General features: G+C 37.6%; 11 protein-coding genes and 2 pseudogenes. 6 read left to right on the top strand and 7 right to left on the bottom strand.

Going from position 1 to position 18,391, the window contains the following annotated elements; translation table 11 throughout:
• Positions 1 to 132 precede the first annotated feature (132 nt).
• The 5 genes from addA to AC4PHI_RS04930 form a co-directional block, all read right to left on the bottom strand.
• Positions 133 to 3,924: a helicase-exonuclease AddAB subunit AddA gene (gene addA, locus AC4PHI_RS04950; RefSeq protein WP_492201533.1), complete on the bottom strand. Its 3,792-nt coding sequence runs from the start codon at positions 3,922 to 3,924 to the stop codon at positions 133 to 135.
• Positions 3,924 to 7,484: a PD-(D/E)XK nuclease family protein gene (locus tag AC4PHI_RS04945; RefSeq protein WP_492201206.1), complete on the bottom strand. Its 3,561-nt coding sequence runs from the start codon at positions 7,482 to 7,484 to the stop codon at positions 3,924 to 3,926. Before AC4PHI_RS04945 ends, addA begins: the two co-directional genes overlap by 1 nt.
• Before the next feature lie 106 nt (positions 7,485 to 7,590).
• A complete protein-coding gene (lepB, locus tag AC4PHI_RS04940; protein ID WP_492201205.1) occupies positions 7,591 to 8,202 on the bottom strand; it encodes a signal peptidase I in 612 nt (203 codons plus the stop codon).
• A gap of 140 nt (positions 8,203 to 8,342) precedes the next feature.
• Positions 8,343 to 10,346: a transketolase gene (gene tkt, locus AC4PHI_RS04935; RefSeq protein WP_492201204.1), complete on the bottom strand. Its 2,004-nt coding sequence runs from the start codon at positions 10,344 to 10,346 to the stop codon at positions 8,343 to 8,345.
• A 100-nt stretch (positions 10,347 to 10,446) separates the two neighbouring features.
• Positions 10,447 to 10,695 carry a DUF896 family protein gene (locus AC4PHI_RS04930; RefSeq protein ID WP_492201203.1) on the bottom strand — a complete coding sequence of 83 codons (249 nt, stop codon included), beginning with the start codon at positions 10,693 to 10,695 and terminating at the stop codon, positions 10,447 to 10,449.
• Between the two features lie 250 nt (positions 10,696 to 10,945).
• On the opposite strand from AC4PHI_RS04930, the pseudogene AC4PHI_RS04925 reads away from it, so the two are divergent.
• Positions 10,946 to 11,986 (top strand): annotated as a pseudogene (locus tag AC4PHI_RS04925) (IS256 family transposase).
• A 23-nt stretch (positions 11,987 to 12,009) separates the two neighbouring features.
• Here AC4PHI_RS04925 and AC4PHI_RS04920 read toward each other — a convergent pair.
• Positions 12,010 to 12,207: a polysaccharide deacetylase family protein gene (locus AC4PHI_RS04920; protein WP_492201202.1), complete on the bottom strand. Its 198-nt coding sequence runs from the start codon at positions 12,205 to 12,207 to the stop codon at positions 12,010 to 12,012.
• Positions 12,152 to 12,928: a GntR family transcriptional regulator gene (locus AC4PHI_RS04915; RefSeq protein WP_492201201.1), complete on the bottom strand. Its 777-nt coding sequence runs from the start codon at positions 12,926 to 12,928 to the stop codon at positions 12,152 to 12,154. The genes AC4PHI_RS04920 and AC4PHI_RS04915 overlap by 56 nt, the downstream gene beginning before the upstream one ends.
• A 281-nt stretch (positions 12,929 to 13,209) precedes the next feature.
• Between AC4PHI_RS04915 and AC4PHI_RS04910 the strand changes: the two genes are divergently transcribed.
• The 5 genes and pseudogenes from AC4PHI_RS04910 to AC4PHI_RS04890 all read left to right on the top strand — a co-directional run.
• Positions 13,210 to 14,622 carry a PTS transporter subunit EIIC gene (locus AC4PHI_RS04910; RefSeq protein ID WP_492201200.1) on the top strand — a complete coding sequence of 471 codons (1,413 nt, stop codon included), beginning with the start codon at positions 13,210 to 13,212 and terminating at the stop codon, positions 14,620 to 14,622.
• Positions 14,623 to 14,632: 10 nt separating this feature from the next.
• A complete protein-coding gene (locus AC4PHI_RS04905; protein WP_492201199.1) occupies positions 14,633 to 15,751 on the top strand; it encodes a GDSL-type esterase/lipase family protein in 1,119 nt (372 codons plus the stop codon).
• A 41-nt stretch (positions 15,752 to 15,792) separates the two neighbouring features.
• A complete protein-coding gene (locus tag AC4PHI_RS04900) occupies positions 15,793 to 17,157 on the top strand; it encodes a PTS transporter subunit EIIC (protein ID WP_492201198.1) in 1,365 nt (454 codons plus the stop codon).
• On the top strand, positions 17,158 to 17,979 hold the full coding sequence (locus AC4PHI_RS04895) for an alpha/beta hydrolase (RefSeq protein WP_492201197.1): 822 nt from the start codon (positions 17,158 to 17,160) through the stop codon (positions 17,977 to 17,979).
• A gap of 158 nt (positions 17,980 to 18,137) precedes the next feature.
• Positions 18,138 to 18,275: pseudogene (locus AC4PHI_RS04890) on the top strand (IS256 family transposase); the annotation flags it as partial.
• Positions 18,276 to 18,391 lie beyond the last annotated feature (116 nt).

The raw sequence follows: 18,391 nt of genomic DNA, 5'->3' as shown, positions 1-18,391 counted from the left end.
CTGATGCTTCTCATGGATGGTCTTCAATTAAAAGTAATTTTTAAAAAACATGCAAAAAACAGAAGAAAGAAAATCCAGCAAAGATTTTCCGTCTTCTGTTTTATTTAGTTTTCACTTAGTTTCAGTTGACTCTTAAATCATTTCCAGCACTAGATGCTGCTGTAAAAGAATCAATTTAACAGCGGTGACTGGCCGTTTTTTTTCTGCTTCCAAAGCCTTTTTGTAAAGTTCCAACTGCCCTCGGTAACGCTGTTTGATGCTATCCAAGTCCTCATCTGTATAGTCTTTTGCCAAACGGTCTGTTTTGAAGTCATATAAAATCAATTCATTTGCCGTTTCAACATAACCGTCAATAATCCCGTGAACTAATAAACGGTCATCTAATTCTCGGGGAAACTCTTGGAAAATATCCTTAGCGGGAATCAACATGGAAAACGGCTGCTCCCTTGAAACAAATGTTTGATTTGCAATCAAATAACTCCCAAAGGATGTTTCAAAAAATGCTTGAAGATGTTCAACATCGATTTTTTCTCCCACCTCTTTGGCAATCGAATGGTTCGTTATCAGTTTTCTGATAAGCTGACGAATATCTTCTGCGGTAGGCAAATGATCTAAAGTCAAAAGCTGCAACACCACATGGGTAGCCGTTCCTATATCAGCAGATGAGATCTCCCCTGCTTCAGATAAAAATTTCGGTGTCGCTAATTTTTCTTCAGCGAAACGATGCTTGATCCTCCCTTGCCCGTTAACAAATTCTACCGGTAAAAGTGTCGTGTTGTCGGGGTCTTCAAACACGCGCTTGATTTCAGACACAGACTGGTAACTTGCGGTCTGTGTAGCGATTTGATAGGGATAATCAAAAGTCAGTATTTTGATGCTTTCTGCCAACTGCTGACGTTCTTCCGCACTCTGAACATTTGCCGGAGCCTGAGTTTTTTCCAGACTAACACCAGCGGCTTTTGTTTCCGTTTCGGTCTGCTTGATTTTATCCAAGTCAAAGAATTCCACTGAAAAATCAACGGTACTCTGGTCAAATTTTTGCTGGTAATCATTGGTATGCTCCTGCACATATTCCCGCAAATTTTCATGACGAACCAAAGTCATCCCCAACCAATCCATCAGAGACTGAGCGCCCAATCTCAACTGATCAGATAAAACTTCTGTTCTTATCTCTGCAGCTTTAGACCATTTTTTCCACGTCTCCGCTTCATTTTTATAGGAAGCTACGAGAAATAATTTTTCTTCTGCACGGGTTAATCCCACATAGAGCTTTCTCATTTCTTCTGCCAGAAGTTTCTTGCGCTTTTCCTCACGGATTGTTTGGTAAGGTAAACTCTCATACTCTACTCTCGTCAGAGGTTCGATATATTTAATCCCGGCGCCAAGTTTTTCATCAAAAATATACTGCTGTCTTAAATCTTTCAAATTGAAACGGCGATTTAAATCCATGATGAAGACGACCGGAAATTCCAGCCCTTTTGAAGCATGAATAGTCATGACACGGACCGCATTTTCATCTTCGCCGATTGAACTCGGCTCAGCCAAATCTTTTTCTTTCTGCTGCATCTTCTCGATGAATCGGACAAATTGGAAAAGGCCTTTAAAACTGCTGTTTTCATAATTCATCGCCCGTTCATACAAAGCATGCAAATTGGCTTGACGTTGTTTTCCTGAAGGCAGTCCCCCTACATAATCAATCAATCCAGTGTCTTGATAAATTTTCCAAATCAAATCCACCAGTTGTTTACGTCGTGCCAGCTCCCGCCAGCCAGCCAGCTGTTTTTCAAAATGATGGATTTTTTCTTGTAATTCCCTTTCTTCTTTAGAAAAATCCTGTGAACTCCTATTTGAAAATCTTTTTAGTGCTTCATAATAGTTGCCTTCCTGACGCTGCAATCGAATACGCGCCAAATCATTTTCTCCCAGACCAACGACAGGCGAGCGCAACACAGCTGCCAGAGGGATGTCTTGATAAGGATTGTCAATCACGTTCAACAAGGCCATCATAAGCTTCACTTCTGTCGCCTGAAAATAATTTTGCGTGTCGTTGACATACAAAGGAATAGACAATTCGCTCAAAATATCCAAAATCACTAAGTTGTTTTTTTTCGTTGGTGTCAGGATTACAATATCCCGATACTCCAAAGGATGCATTTGCTTTGCTTTTTTATCATATACCTGAAAACCATTTTGCCTTAGTTCTTTGATTTTATTTCCGATAATGCGGATTTCCCCTTCCGTCTTATCATCAATTACAAAATCTTCGGAACTCTCATCATCAGCCGACTCGTCCTGCGAATTTTCCAATTCGTCATTCTCAAAAATCAGCACTTCTGTATTAAAATCTGAGGAATTCGGAAAAGCTTTAAAACCGTGAATCAGCTTAGCTTGCTCGTCATAATCCAACTGTCCCACTGATGTATCCATCAGTTGAGTAAAAACAAAATTGGTAAATGCCAAAACATCCCCTCTGGAGCGGAAATTCTCAGCAAGGACGATACGTCTGCCTCCTTCTCCCTTGGCAAAAGCATTGTATTTTTCGATAAACAACGTTGGGTCAGCCAAACGAAAAGAGTAAATCGATTGTTTTACATCTCCGACCATGAAAAAGTTTCCGGATTTTTTCTCAGGACTGCGCAGCCAGAATAAAATATTCTCCTGTAGCTGATTGATATCCTGATACTCATCCACTAGCACCTCTTTAAACTGCTTGCGGTAAAACGTACTGGCTTCAGAGGCTTCCCAAGTGTCTGCAGATTTTTTCCTTAAAATCCGCAAGGTCAAGTGCTCCAAATCATTAAAGTCCAACATTTTTTTCTCTTGCTTTTTTGCTGTGTAAGCTTCATCAAACAAAGCAGCCACTTCTGAAAGATTTTTGATATAAAATTTTGACCGCTTCAAAATAGTCAGATGAGCGTCGGGAGCTATCCCAAAGAAACCGGACTTCAACTCGTTGATATAATCTTTATTTTGATTACGGATCGCTTTAGTGCTTTCAAACGCTTCTTTGACGGCATCATCCGCTTTTTTTCCCGGACCGCGGTAGGTTTGAAATTCAACATGCTTCAACATCTCATAACAAGTTTCCAGCTTGTCAACCGACACCAATTCGTAAATTTGTTCTAAAATGGAGATTTCGTCTTGCAGTATCGCCCAAGGCTTAGCCAAGTCAGACTCACCTTCCAACAAAGATAGTGCCTTGCGGCCTTGTTCCAGCCTCTCTGTCAAAACTTGCATCAGACTAGGGCGGATATATTTTTTATAAACCATCGTATCCGCCAGCTGGTCCTCCTCCTGATACAAAGTCTGCAACCCGTCCAGCCATTTTTTCGGTTCTGGATTGGCTCTTGAAAATTCGTACAGAGAATAAATCAGCTGAGAAAAACCCTCATCGTTACGGTCACCGGAAAAATTTTCTGTCAGAGGATAGAACCATTCTTCCTCTTCCCCGTAAAGTCTTTCCCTGAGTTCATGCCAAACATCTTCTTTTAGCAAAAGCATTTCCGTTTCATCAGTCAACAGGCGGAACACCGGATCAATCTCAATCAAATAATAATATTTTCGGATTACTTGTAGGCAGAAAGCGTGCAGCGTACTAATCGGCGCAGCTGGGATCTTGCTGATTTGATTGACAAGATGTCTCTGCTGCTCTACATCCTGCTCTTCGGTAATCGCCTCTTGAACAGCCTTTAAAATACGCTCTTTCATCTCTTTTGCCGCGGCTTCTGTATAAGTCACGATTAGAAGCTGGTCGATATCGATGCCGCTTTTGATTTTTTCAATGACACGCTGAACCAAGACCGTTGTTTTTCCCGACCCGGCCGAAGCAGAAATCAGCAGATTGCTGCCGCTATCATAAATTGACTGCCACTGACCATCTGTAAAATGGCTTTGTTCCGGTTTTAATGGTAGATTGCTGCTCATCATTCCTGCACCTCTCCTTTCACATTAAACTTGATGCGATCAATAACATCTTCTTTTTTCATTTTTTCCAAGCGATGATAATTATTTTCTTTTAACATAGGGTCGAATTGACACACACTGCGGAAAGGACAGTACTGACAAGCAATCCTGACTTTTTCTCTATAAGCCGGATTCAGCCTGACATTCCCGGCGTAAATATTCTCTCCGGCTTTACTGAACAGCTTGCGGTTATGATTTCTCAGCAACTCTAATTCCTCCTCAGTAACAAACTGATTGGAACGGACAGCCCCGCTTTTCAACATATTGTAAGGATAAACTGCGGAAGTCTCTTGAGGCCCCACGGTTTTATCCAACTGTTCAATAAAATTTTCGTCCTCTAAAAGCAGACCTTGGTAACGGAACTCTTTCAGCATTGATTCGAACAGCTTGTCTTCCGGTATGCCCTCCTTCAAACGAGGATTTTTTATGTGCAGATAAAAAGCTCCCCCTAGTTTTGCCTCTTTTGTGCCCACTAGCTGGACAGCGTTCATCATGGCAACGTCCAAATAAGTAATCATCTGCATGGCGAGGCCGAAATAAGCATCCTGAAAACTAAACTTATGGGCACTTGATTTGTAGTCTATGACCGAAATAAAAGGTTCTTTTTCAGTCATCAACACATCCAAACGGTCGATTTTCCCTCTGATTTTTATTTTTCTCTCATGTGCAAGAGGTATTTCTAAACTTGCCAGACCTTTTTCATGGGCAATTTCACCAAACAGCACCTCTGTTTGTGCGGTTGTCAAGCCTGTCCGCCTGCTTTGTTCCCGCAAAGCCCAGCTGACCCTTTTGATTGTTTGAATCAGCTGATAACGGATATAGTTCATACGGTTGGAAGTCGTTAAAATCATGAATTTGCTGTAATCCAACACCTCTGTCAGTACTTGATCAGCAATGTTACTAAGTTCATCTTCCTTAAGCTGGCTGAGAGATAATTTATTTTCGATTAAAACCTTGAAAATAGCATCCAAAGTATCATGGAAAAATTCCCCCGCTGCTGCAGGTGTCAATTCAAAAACTTCCCTTTCTTTTAGGCGTAAGCCATAGGTCAGGAAATATTTATACTCACATTGGTAAAACCGTTCAATTTTTGAGACAGACCCGTACAAAGTATCACCGTATAACTCCGACACAAGTTCCGGTGTCAGCGTTTCAGGAATATTTTTCTTATTTAAACTTCGGAAAACACTGCGAGCCAAACGGATAGATTGGGCATCCCCACGGTTGAATAAATACTTTTCCAATTCTCCCCATTGATGAGGCATTGCTTTGCCTTCATCAATACTCTGACGCTTCAGATGCACCAAAGTACCCACCAGTGTCTGGTAATTGCCGACAAATGAATCTTCGAAAATATCGATCGAAGGCATGAACAACTTTTCTTCGATGGGGATTTTCAGACCTTTGGCGATTCTGGCAACGTAAGGCGATATTTTACCGACACTTCCTTTTTCTCCGCTTACGGGATATGTCAGGTACAATTTCTCTGTACTGGATAAAAATGCCAAGTAAGCTAAATTAGGTTCTTGGTGTATAGACTGACTGCCTGTTGGTAATAAATATTGTTCTTCATGGAGCGCGTCTGTCATATTTTTTCGTTCTTCATCGGAAAGCAGCGTTGTGTTTTCTGCTTTGCCGGGCAACGCCTGATCAGTCGCCCCTAGGATAAAAGTGACTTTATTTTTCTTCGCATGGACTTTGTCTAATACAGACACTTTCACCTGATCTAAAGTGGTCGGAACCTTGCTGTAAGTCATTCCCTCCAAACCGAAAGATAAAATCTCTTCAAATTCAGCCAAATCAAATGAACGGTCTCCTAAAATTTCCACATATTCATCCAGCAAAGCAACAAAAGCCTGCCACGTCTGTTCGTGGATTTTTGCCTCCTCAAGATCTCCCTGTTGGATATAATAGTCCCGCCAAAAAAGCAGCTGCTGTTCCACGCCGGCGGCAACTAAAAACTGATACAAACTATAAGCCCCTTCTCTGCCGGTTTTTGCCTGTTTGATTTCTTGATAAAAAGGCACTAGAAAATCCCGGATATCACGGCGGACTTCGTTAGAAATCCTTTCGGCCGCCGAATCAAGGGATTCCTCACCATTTGATGATTCTTGAATGTAGGTGACATATTCCCAGTCTTTTTCTCGGACCCAGCTGGCTCCCTCGTAACCATACGCTAAAACCACATTATCCGTTTGATCCACTTTCTCACGGTAATCATCACGCACTGCCAGCCAGTTTTCGATGTTCAACTGCCCGTCCATTCCCGGGAAAAATAATTCTGTTCTTAAAAAACGCATCACATCAGTGTAGCGGTAATATCTCTTGTCAATCGCAAAAAGTGCATCAAGAAATTCCACTAGAGGATGATGGGTCATCATTAAATCTTCATTTAAATAAAAAGAAATATCGTGGGCATTGAACACTGGTGTGATTCTGGCATTGTAAAGTTCCGTGTCACGGGTTAAAACCTCAATGTCCTGATAACGGTAACGTCCGCTTGACACTAAACGACGAATTTCTTTTGCAACGTGCTCTACCTCGGTCTGGGGATTCTCTGCTTGCCAAATCTTGATCTCTCCGTGAGACGCGTGAGGAAGTTCCTTTCTTTGACGACTGACTCTTTGACTGTCGCGCCAAAAAACATCTAAAAGGGCCAAATCATCTGTGATTTCAAAGGACAGTCTTTCATCCAATTCTATCGGCAAGCCGATTTTTTTAGCCGAATGATACAAGGAATGATACAAAGAACCGCTGTCATAGAAAAGTTCATGAGATTGGGGCGGCTGATCCACATAGGCTTGATCTAATTGCAAGTCCACCACCAAGTTCCCTGCCCTTGACATAATGACTTGAATCAACTCTTGCTCCTGAGCGGTCAATCTCGTAAAACCAGTCAAAATAAACTGTACATGAGATAAGTCCTCCGTTTGCAGATACCCAGCTAAATGGCTTAAAATATCCATTTCATTGATGTCATTATCAAATAAAAATCTGCAATAGCGTTGATAGATCAGAGAAAGATCGCTGACTTTGCGTTTAAAGTCAGGGTCTTCTGCCTGTTCTGCGGACAGAAGCAGGTCTTCTTCCGTAATTTTTCCTTGATGCAATTCCTGAAAAAAATCTGCAAGTTGCTGGATGAAACCCGAATGCTCGGCCTCGCCGCGATAAACTAGCAGTTTTTCATTATCTTCTCTTAAAATAGTTCTCAGTACCATGTGCTTGCCCGCATCACTCAGCTGCTTCCCATTATACAAACCAGTATATTGTAAAAAATACCACGCTAAGCGGGTGAAGCTGAAGACTTGCAGGTTCATTGTCGCCAGCGTTTGAGAATCTTCTTGCTGATTTAGTTTTCGAATGCTGTCCAGCACATGAACTTCCGCTTCGAATTTCACATGATTGGGTACGATGTAAAAGACTTGATGTTTTTTATCCTTTTGCAACCATTGAACAGCCTGTGTTAACAATGGGGTGGTATGGTCACTTCTTGCCGGTCCATAGAAAAATTTCAATGACATAAAGGTGCTCCTTCCAAAAAGATTTCTCCTCTAGTTTAGCATAAAGAAGATAAAAAAAATAATCTGCACCTCAGCCAGATTATCTTTTTATCTTATTTGTAAACCGTTAGTCTAACGTTCCGATTTTTATATCCAATTTGCCTGAGTCTTCATCTTTGATGAAAATCGGCCAAAATCTGAATTTCACATCTCCTGTGATATCTTCCAAGTCAATCAAGCCGATATACCGGCTGTCTTTTGAAATCGGACGATTATCCCCTAATACAAAAACTTTGCCTTCAGGGATAGTGTCGACTCCTACACTTTCAATATCCATTAATGAAAACTCAGTCAGTATTTTCCCCTCACTGGTTCGATAAGTCGTATATACGACTCCCTCTTGCAGTTCAGATGTCACATCGTCTAAATAGGTTTCATCTACCTTTTCACCATTGATGTAAAGTTCATCATTTTTAAAAAACACGCTATCTCCGGGCAAACCGATGACACGTTTTATGTAATTTTGATCTGGCTGATCCGGCGCAGGAAATGTGACGATATCAAAGCGATTGATTTCAGACATCTTAAACTGTATCACTCGCTGATTATCTTCCAAGGTGGGCACCATTGAATCTCCCGAGACCGCCACCGGAGACAGCACATAATGCCTCACAATAAAAAGAACGATAATCAAACCGGCAAACCAAATAATATTACTGATAATTTCTTTTTTACTCATGGGATTCCTCCGCTTCTCTATAACCCGACATGGTTATTTTAGCACACACCTAAATACTAAACAAACAGATAACCACAAAAAAAGAGAGTGTCCTGTAAGGACAACTCTCCTTCGTTGCTTATCAATAGTTACTTTGGCAATTATTCAGCTAGTTGACTGAAGATATTTACAACATTTTCAGCAGTGAAGCCGTACTCTTTAATCACTGTACCGCCGGGAGCACTTGCACCAAATTTATCAATGCTTAGTGAAGCCCCAGCCAAACCTACATAGCGTTCCCAACCAAAACTTGCACCCATTTCGATAGACAAACGTTTAGTGACTGTTTTTGGCAGTACACTTTCCTTATAGGCAGCATCTTGAGCATCAAATAACTTCATACTAGGCATAGATACTACTGACACATCTTCACCTTTTTCAGCTAAAGCTTTTTGCGCTTCGACTGCTAGTGCTACTTCAGAACCTGTGGCAATCAGAATACCAGACGGGACATTTCCCTTAGCAGGAGAAACAACATACGCCCCTTTTGAAACACCCTCAGCTGCTAATTCTGCTGTCTTAGGCAATACTGGCAGATTTTGACGAGTCAAGACCAACACTGTCGGTTGATCTGTTGACTGGATGGCTAATTTCCATGCTTCACGTACTTCATTGCCATCTGCCGGACGAATAACATTAACATTAGGCATGCCGCGCAAACTTGACAATTGTTCGATCGGTTCATGAGTCGGACCATCTTCACCTACTGCGACGGAATCATGAGTTAGAACATAAGTGACAGGTGCATTTTGAATCGCAGCCAGTCGGACAGCAGGACGCAAGTAATCAACAAAGACGAAGAAAGTTCCTCCGTATACTTTGGTTCCGCCATGCAAAGCGATACCATTCATAGCTGCCGCCATTGCAAATTCACGGACACCAAACCAGATGTTACGGCCTTCATAGCTGCCTGGTTCAAAATCTTTTTCACCGGCAATCATTGTATTGTTAGAGCCTGATAAATCAGCAGAACCTCCCCACAAATTAGGAATAGTTTTTGCCAAAGCCTGAATCATTTCGCTGCTGGTGACGCGGCTGGCCTTTTCTCCATCCCCTTCGTGGTAGACTGGCATTTCTTTATCCCAATTTTCAGGCAATTTATCAGCAAACGCATCTTCAAATTGTTGTGCCAATTCAGGATATTGCTCACTGTATTCTTTGAATAGTTTGTTCCACTCATCTTCAGCCTTTTGTCCTTTGACTGCAATTTCTTCTTTAAAACGAGCTTTCACTTCTGCTGGAACTTCGAAAGCATCGTATTTCCAGTCATAAACAGCCTTTGCTGCTGCAACGCCTTCAGTTCCAAGCGGTGCGCCGTGAACTTTATTAGTTCCTTGATTTGGTGCACCAAAACCAATCACTGTTTTGATTTCTATCATGGTAGGTTTTTCTGTTTCAGCTTTAGCCTCATCGATTGCTTTGGAGATGGCTGCCAAATCTTTGCCATCTTCAACTAGGATGTGCTGCCAGCCGGTGGCTTCGACGCGTCCCTTAACACTTTCACTGAATGATTTATCTAAATCTCCATCAAGAGAAATATCATTTGAATCATATAAAACGATTAATTTGTTTAACTTCATATGACCGGCCATGCTAAGTGCTTCTTGGGAGATGCCTTCCATCAAATCACCATCGCCGCAAAGTGCGTAAGTATAATGATCGACTACTTTAAAGTTTGGACGATTATAAGTTGCTGCCAAGTGGGCTTCTGCCATTGCAAACCCAACACTCATCGCAATCCCTTGGCCTAATGGACCTGTTGTTGCTTCTACTCCATCAGTATGGTGAACCTCTGGATGGCCTGGGGTACGGCTGTCCCACTGACGAAATTGTTTTAAATCTTCAATGGTCACGTCATAACCTGCTAAATGAAGCAAACTATATTGTAACGCAGACCCGTGTCCTGCTGATAAAATAAAGCGGTCGCGGTCCACCCAATTTCTGGATGTAGCCGGATTCACTTTTAAATGTTTTGTCCACAGAGCATACGCCATTGGTGCTGCTCCCATTGGTAATCCTGGATGTCCTGAATTTGCTTTTTGAATCATATCGATACTTAAAGTGCGCAGTGTGTTAACACCGAGTTCGTCAATCTTGTCAAACAAAATAATCATCCTCCTGATTTAGGTTTTTTTTACCTTTATTAGCATTTTACTACTTTTTCATCTGAATAGCAATGAAATTATTGATAGTTTTAAGCAACACTTATTCTTTATGCCTGCCGTGCAGCTTTTTTTCTTTTTGAATCTTCTTCAATTTTTCTGGTGTCACATCTGTTCCCTCTTGGTCTACAACCTTCATCCCCTCGATATGATGTCTCATACCGCCGCGAAAAGCAGTCAAATATTCTTCCCGCAGTTTTTTTTGTTCTTCTTTTTCTTTAGCATTCAAACTTTCTGTCTTGGCTTTGTTAGCCAATTCATTGATCCGTGCTAATTTTTCTTTTGATAGCATAACTTGCTCCTCCTCACTCTTCTTTATTTTATCGAAACATCTCCAAAAAGACAATGACATGATGGATTTACAATAAAAGTGCAACATTAGCTCATTATCTTTTTTAATATCATAATGAAATCAACTACTTTAAGCATTTTAGAGATAGCGTAAAATATTTTGTGTAAATAGAAATTTAGGGTAGTAAAAAAGAAAGTCCATTCTGTAAAATTAAAGTTGCGACACAAAAATTTTACAGGAGGACTTTCTCATGCCCAATTTTACTACAGAAATTATGGAAACACTAATCAATAAAGGCGATTTAGACGAATTATTTCGTAAACATTTGGAGTCTGCTGTCAATTCTTTACTACAGGCTGAGTTAACGGCTCTCTTAGATTATGAAAAGTATGATCGTTCTGGTTTTAACTCTGGTAATTCTCGTAATGGGAATTATTCAGCTCTTCCAAAAAGGTATTACAATGTCTGAAATAGCTGGTTTAATTGAAAAAAATGTACGGCCATCACTACACACCGCAAACTATTTCTAATATGAGTAAAATCGTTTCTGAAGATGTCTCCGTGTTCAAAGATAGGAAACTAGACTCACGTTACTCCGTCATTTTTATGGATGTGACTCACATTCCCTTAAAGCGACAAACTGTTTCTAAAGAGGCAGTTTACATTGATTAGCAGCAGATTAGTCGGGACCAAAGAAGTGTTAGGGGTTACGATTGCTCCAACAGAGTCTGATTTTGTTTGGAAAGAGATCCTTCAAGATTTAAAAGACCGTGGGTTAGAAGAGGTTTTATTAGTGGTGACCGAGGGTCTAAGTGGTATCAGGGATAGTATTCACAGTGTCTATCCTAACGCCCAGTTTCAACAATGCTGTGTTCATGTCGCTAGAAATATTGCACATAAAGTACGGGTAAGCGATAGAAAAGAAATATGTGGTGATTTTAAACACGTCTATCAAGCCGATTCAAAAGAAGAAGCCATCAAGCAAATAAACAGAATGACTGAAAAGTGGAAAAAGCAGTATCCAAGAGTGGTTAAGCTACTCCTAAACCCTGCCATATTAACATTTTTTAATTTTCCTTCCTCCATCAGACGAACCATCTATTCGACTAATCTGATTGAAGGCTTTAATAAACAACTGAAAAAATATACAAAGAGAAAAGAACAATTTCCTAATGAAGAATCTTTAGAAAGATTCTTGGTTTCTCAATTTAATAATTATAATCAAACATTTTTAGGTCGTGTCCACAAAGTGTTCAAAGAAATTCAAGATACACTAGAGTCAATGTTTTAGCACATAGGACCGGATGAACTTTTCTATTTACACATAATTCTTGACGCTACCGTATCTAGCTTTCCAGAAGATAAATGGAATGTACTTTTCAATCCATACTTATTTAATACTTTAACTAATCTTCTATCAAACACTTGTCCATCATCGTAACTTAAAGTAACAATTTTAATTTTCCATTGTGGTAATAGAAGGTGTAGTCGATTCAAATTCGAACACCTCATTTCTTCTTTGATTGAAGGTCACCAAAGCGTATTCATTAGGTATATACCTAATTAGAGTATGTTCAAATAATTTCCCCATGTCTGTGTAGACATGATTCTCCATTTCTCCTACACAATTATTTTCCCCTAAATCTAAAAGTTTGTTATCCTTATTTGATGCAGATTTAATTTTCATTATGGCTTTTGAAGCAGCAATTTTAACATCTAACTTATCCTCAATGTATTCATAAATAGATCCCACAGCAATTTTTTCATTTAAATTTTGAACTATACTTTTTTTAAAATAACTACAATCATACATCATAGCTTTGTTATTGATTCTGCGAATGCGTTCAATATAATAGGCTCTTTCACCTATTGGAAAAGAAGTATTATTTGCTAGAATTTTATCAATAGTTACCTCTTCAAATTTATTTATAATAGTTTCAGTGGTAACAGTATCTTCAGTTGATAAAGCCTTTAAACCTTGAAAATTTCCCATTCTAAAAAACATTTGATCTAATTTCGTACTTTCTAAAATTACAACTCCTCGTCCTTTTACACTATAAACTATACCTTCTTCATTCAATTGTTGAATTGCCCTACGTATTGTATTCCTGCTACTACCAAACTTTTCAACTAAATTCATTTCCGTAGGTAAGAGCATCGTGTCATTATAAAGTCCTGAAAGTACTTCTTCTTTCAACACACTATAAATTTTCTCAAATTTTGTACCTGCCATAAAAAAACCTCTTTCTAAAGTTATTGAATAAATTAATCGTTCATAAATCTCACATATTGAGAAGTTCTACTTAAAAAAATATTATTTTAACTCTCTCGTTTAGTAACACTTTTCAGTATTTTCTACTTTCAAATCCAGTATACCATCATCCACATATTAGTTTAAACATATTTTCAAGTAATATTCAAATCTTAAAACTTGTTTAAACAAATAGTTGACAAGATGTTTAAACAAATATATTATATTTTGTAACCGGTTAAATAAATTGAAAGAGGTGCCATATGGAATATCAAAGTTTTGCAAAAGATTTAATTGAAAATGTTGGCGGAAAAGACAATATTGATAAGGTGATTCATTGTATTACACGACTTCGATTTTATTTAAATGATTCTTCGCAAGCGAATACAGAGTCAATAAAGAAAATGAATGGTGTTATTAGTGTGATTGAAGCTCAAGGTCAATATCAAGTAGTAGTGGGCAATAAAGTAACTGATATGTATGAAGCTGTTTCTGCTAAATTAGGAAAAACAAACCATCAAAATTCAATGCAATCTGAAAAAAGTACTCTTTATGAAAAAAAACCTATTTTGCAGAAAATAAAAAATGGGTTCAATGAATTTATTGGTGTGCTTACTGGATCAATGATTCCAATCATTGGAATATTAGCTGGTGCGGGTATTGCTAAGGGTTTACTAGCTGCTCTTGTGAGTTTTTCAATAATATTTGGAGATTCACAAGCTTATATGTTAATCAATACTGTTGCGGATGGAATCTTTTATTTCCTTCCAGTTATACTAGGATTCACTTCGGCTCAAAAATTAGGTTCTAATTCAATAGCAATTGCTGTTGTTGGAGGCATTCTAATTCATCCTACAATTGTAGCAATTGCTTCTGGTGAAACTCCCTATATGGTCTTATTTGGGATTGATTTTCCTATCATGAACTATGTCTCTTCTGTTTTCCCCATTTTAGTAGCTGCATGGCTAGGGAAATATGTTGAATCATTCTTGAAAAAAGTAATTCCCAATGTCATTAGTTCTATTATTTCACCAATTTTAGAAATCTTATTTTTAAGTATTCTTGTATTATTAATTGTTGGTCCATTTATAACATTAATTAGTGATGGATTAGCAAATGGGATTGCAGCCATTTTTGATTTCAATGCCATTATAGGTGGTGCTATTTATTGCGCATTATTCCCAATTCTAGTAGTCTTTGGAATGCATTGGCCCCTAATTCCAATTATTGTCAATGAATTAACAGTGAATGGTTATAGTATGATGAATGGTTTTTCATCTGTTTTAATGATGGGTATTGCTGGAGCAGCCTTTTCAGTAGCATTAAAAACTAAGAAGAAAGACTTGAAACAATTAGGGATTGCTGCAACAGTATCTCAAGTATGTGGCGTTGGTGAACCTGCAATTTATGGAATTTTATTAAAATATAAACGAGTATTCTATATGGTTACAGTAGCCAATATACTCGGAGGTGCTTTAGCTGGCGCATTACGTTTAGTAAATTATGGTTTTGCTGGTGGACTGGTTGGTTTTGCATCATTTATTAATCCTGACAAAGGAATAGATGGAAATTTTTATAGTTACTTGATTACACATTTAGGCACTTTTACACTTTCATTTATTTTGACATGGTTGATTGGTTACAATGATCAGATGAAAGCAACGGATGAAATTTGAGGGGAATTAAATGGAAGTAATTGCATGGCACCAAGTATTTTCTAATTACCATAATTTATCTTTCCAACCAAATGGAAAGACAGAACGATTACGAATTAAACAAAACTTAGCGGGAAAGAAAATACGCGTAGAACTTTCAAATCAATACGATCCAGTTCCTTTAAAAATAGAAAGTATTAAAGTTAGCTTAACTCATGATTTTACGAATACAATAGCATTAACGTTAAATGCTCAGGAAAAATTTACTATACCCACATATCAAAAGCTTTGGACAGATTCTATCGTTTTAGAAATACCTCAGGGAGCAGATTTATTTTTTGAAATAGAAGTTAGTAATGAAAAGAATTTATTAGCCACTTCTGCAAACCTATTTTCTCAAGAAATTGTTCATACGAATATACAAAAAGAAACAACATTCGTTTATGGATTGACTTCTGTTGTTATTGAAACAAATAAAGTAGATTTACAAACTATGTCCATCGGTTTTTTTGGAGATTCTTTAACGAATCAAGCCTATTTCAGTGATAATATTCTAAAAATATTATATGAAACTGATTTACCTTTTACGGGTTTTAATGCAGGGATTTCTGGTAATCGTTTATTATTGCACGGAACAGCAGATTCACAATGGCGCGACAGCTTTGGAGCAGCTGGAATCAATCGCTTTAGAGAAGATATTATTAGTTATCATCCTAATATTGTACTCAGTCTCATTGGAGTGAATGATCTGTTTCATCCAGGAACAGGAAGTCCTATTTCAGAATTACCCTCGGCTAGACAGATGATTGATGGATACCAACGTCTTTATAATGAAGCTTCTGCTAATAACATTCAATATATCGGATTAACCATTCCTCCTTTTGCCGATTCAATTAATCATGAAAAAGCTGCTTGGAATATGGAAAAAGAAAAAATTCGTTTAGAAGTAAATGATTGGCTTTTAAATCATTCAACTACGATTGACCTAGCTAAACTTATTGCAAATCATAATAATCCTCAATTGTTAGAAAAAACTTTTGATTGTGGTGATCATCTTCACTTTTCTGCTAACGGAGGAAAAATGATTGGTCAATTTATTGCTAAAGAATTACAAAAAAATATCGCTAATACTACAGAAATTCTACAATAAAATATATCTCTAAGGATATTCATAAAGGAGAAACGATGAAGATGGAGAATAAACAATTAGCAAAAAAAATTGTAGACAATATTGGTGGACAACGAAATATAAATGAAGTTATCCACTGTGTAACACGTCTGCGTTTCTATTTAAACGATGAAACTATTGCGAAAATACAAACGATTAAGCAATTAGATGGTGTTATTGATGTCATTCAGAGTGGTGGGCAATATCAAGTAGTGATTGGTCCACGAGTAGAAGCTGTATTTAAAGAAGTACAAAAATTATTAGGTAATTCTGTATCTGAAGAAACAAGTACTAAAAATGATGTTAAACTAACCCCAGTTATGAAATTACTCCAAACTTTAACTGGCACAATCACTCCTGTCATTGGCCTATTAGGAGCTGCTGGGATTCTCAAAGGATTACTTTCAATTGTGACCACTTTTAATTTTATTTCTGTAGAATCAGGAGCTTATGTATTATTAAATGCATTAGCAGATAGTCTGTTTTATTTCTTCCCTGTCATTCTAGGTTTTTCTGCTGGAAAAAAATTCAATACCAATCCATACATTCCTGCGATTTTAGGTGGAGCATTAGTTCACCCAGAGATTGTTAGTCTTCTGGAAACAAATAATCTAGAATTTTTGGGGATTCCAATTATTCTAATGAAATACGCTTCCTCCGTATTTCCTATTATTGTAGCTGCATGGTTGTGTAGTAATGTCGAACCTTTTTTTTCCAAGCATTTACCTATAGCAATCCAACTGATCATCGTCCCTTTATTGACCATAGTTAGTGTTGGAATTATCACCTTCCTCGCTGTAGGTCCTTTAGTAACTTATGTTGGTTCGGCTATCGCCCAAGCGATTTTGTGGATTTATAATCTAAGCCCTACCATTACTGGATTATTAATCGGGGCTTTCTGGCAACTACTTGTTGTTTTTGGTTTACACTGGGGATTAATCCCATTTGTAATAAACAGCTTAATGGCAAATCGTAGTGATCCTCTAATGGCTATGCTAGGTGTTTCTATTTTATGTCAAGTAGGGGCTGCTTTAGGTGTTTTAATTACAACAAAAGACCAAAAATTACGTGAGCTTTCAACTGCTGCAACTATCTCTGCTTTATTTGGAGTCACTGAACCTACATTATATGGAATTACTCTTAAATACAAAAAAGTTCTAATATTATCATGCATTGGTGGAGGTTTAGCGGGAGCACTTGTAGGGATTACCAAAGCAGTATATTTTAGTGTGGCTGGTGGAATATTTGGATTATTAAGTTCAATTAGCCCAAATGGAATTGATTTCAATCTTTATGTATTCGTAGGAACATTTATTATTGCTGTATTTGGAACAGCAATTTTAATTAGAATTTTTGGATATGAAAATGAAACTAGTGAGAAAAAATAAATGCAAATTATCAATATGGCCTTAGAAATACCGGACTCAAAGTTTACAAGTTCAATTGACATATTTTTAAGAAAAAATACTTCAATTGAACAAGAGCCTTTACCTGCGGTAATTATTTGTCCTGGTGGTGGATATGAGTTTTTATCTTCGAGAGAAGCAGAACCAATCGCCTTAGCTTTTCTATCACAAGGCTTTCAAGCAATTGTCTTAAATTACACAACTATGCAAAATGGATTAAAGTCAAATTTTTTTAATACCACTATATTACAAATTGCAAAAACGTTTGAAATTATTCATCAAAATAATTCTGACTGGCAGATTGATCTTAATAATATTTTTGTTTTAGGGTGTTCTGCTGGCGGACATTTAGCAGCTTCATACTCATCAAGTTGGTATACTTTTGAGAACAAGCAGAAAACTGTTAATTTCAAACCTAAAGGAACTATTCTTTGCTATCCCGTTACTGGGTTTGAATTTGGGTGGCCTCATGATTTTTCACATTTTGATTTCCCTATCAATAATCCGGAAGAATATGATACTTCTAAAAAAATTAACTCATTTACTTCTGATACTTTTATTTGGCATACAGCTAATGATTCTGCTGTGCCTGTCTTAAACACATTGAAATATTGTGAAAGTTTAGCAAGACATAACATAAAATTTGAATCTCACATTTTTGAGTCTGGACGACATGGTCTATCTTTAGCAACTCGAGCTTCTGCTAAACTATTTACTACTGATTACATTGTTCCAGAAGTTGAAAATTGGTTTGCTACTTGTATAGATTGGATAACCAGACGCTTAAAATTAGATTTAAAATAAATACCTATTAATGATTATTCAACATTTCCATGTTCATTTAAAAACAGAGTTGATAGCGTAAAATATTTTGTGTAAATAGAAATTTAGGGTAGTAAAAAAGAAAGTCCATTCTGTAAAATTAAAGTTGCGACACAGAAATTTTATAGGAGGACTTTCTCATGCCCAATTTTACTACAGAAATTATGGAAACACTAATCAATAAAGGTGATTTAGACGAATTATTTCGTAAACATTTGGAGTCTGCTGTCAATTCTTTGCTGCAGGCTGTGTTAACGGCTTTCTTAGATTATGAAAAGCTCATTCAAATCGATTATTTCAATTTTAGTGCCACTTTTCACCGAAATATAGGCTCCTCTTTGTGCTTCAACAATGTATTCTTTTCCATTTTTCTCCTCCTAAAAATTAAACTAAT

The organism is Vagococcus sp. QWL-13, assembly GCF_058683555.1.
The sequence above is the reverse complement of the archived record's forward strand: the minus strand, read 5'-3'. Positions and strand labels throughout refer to the sequence as shown.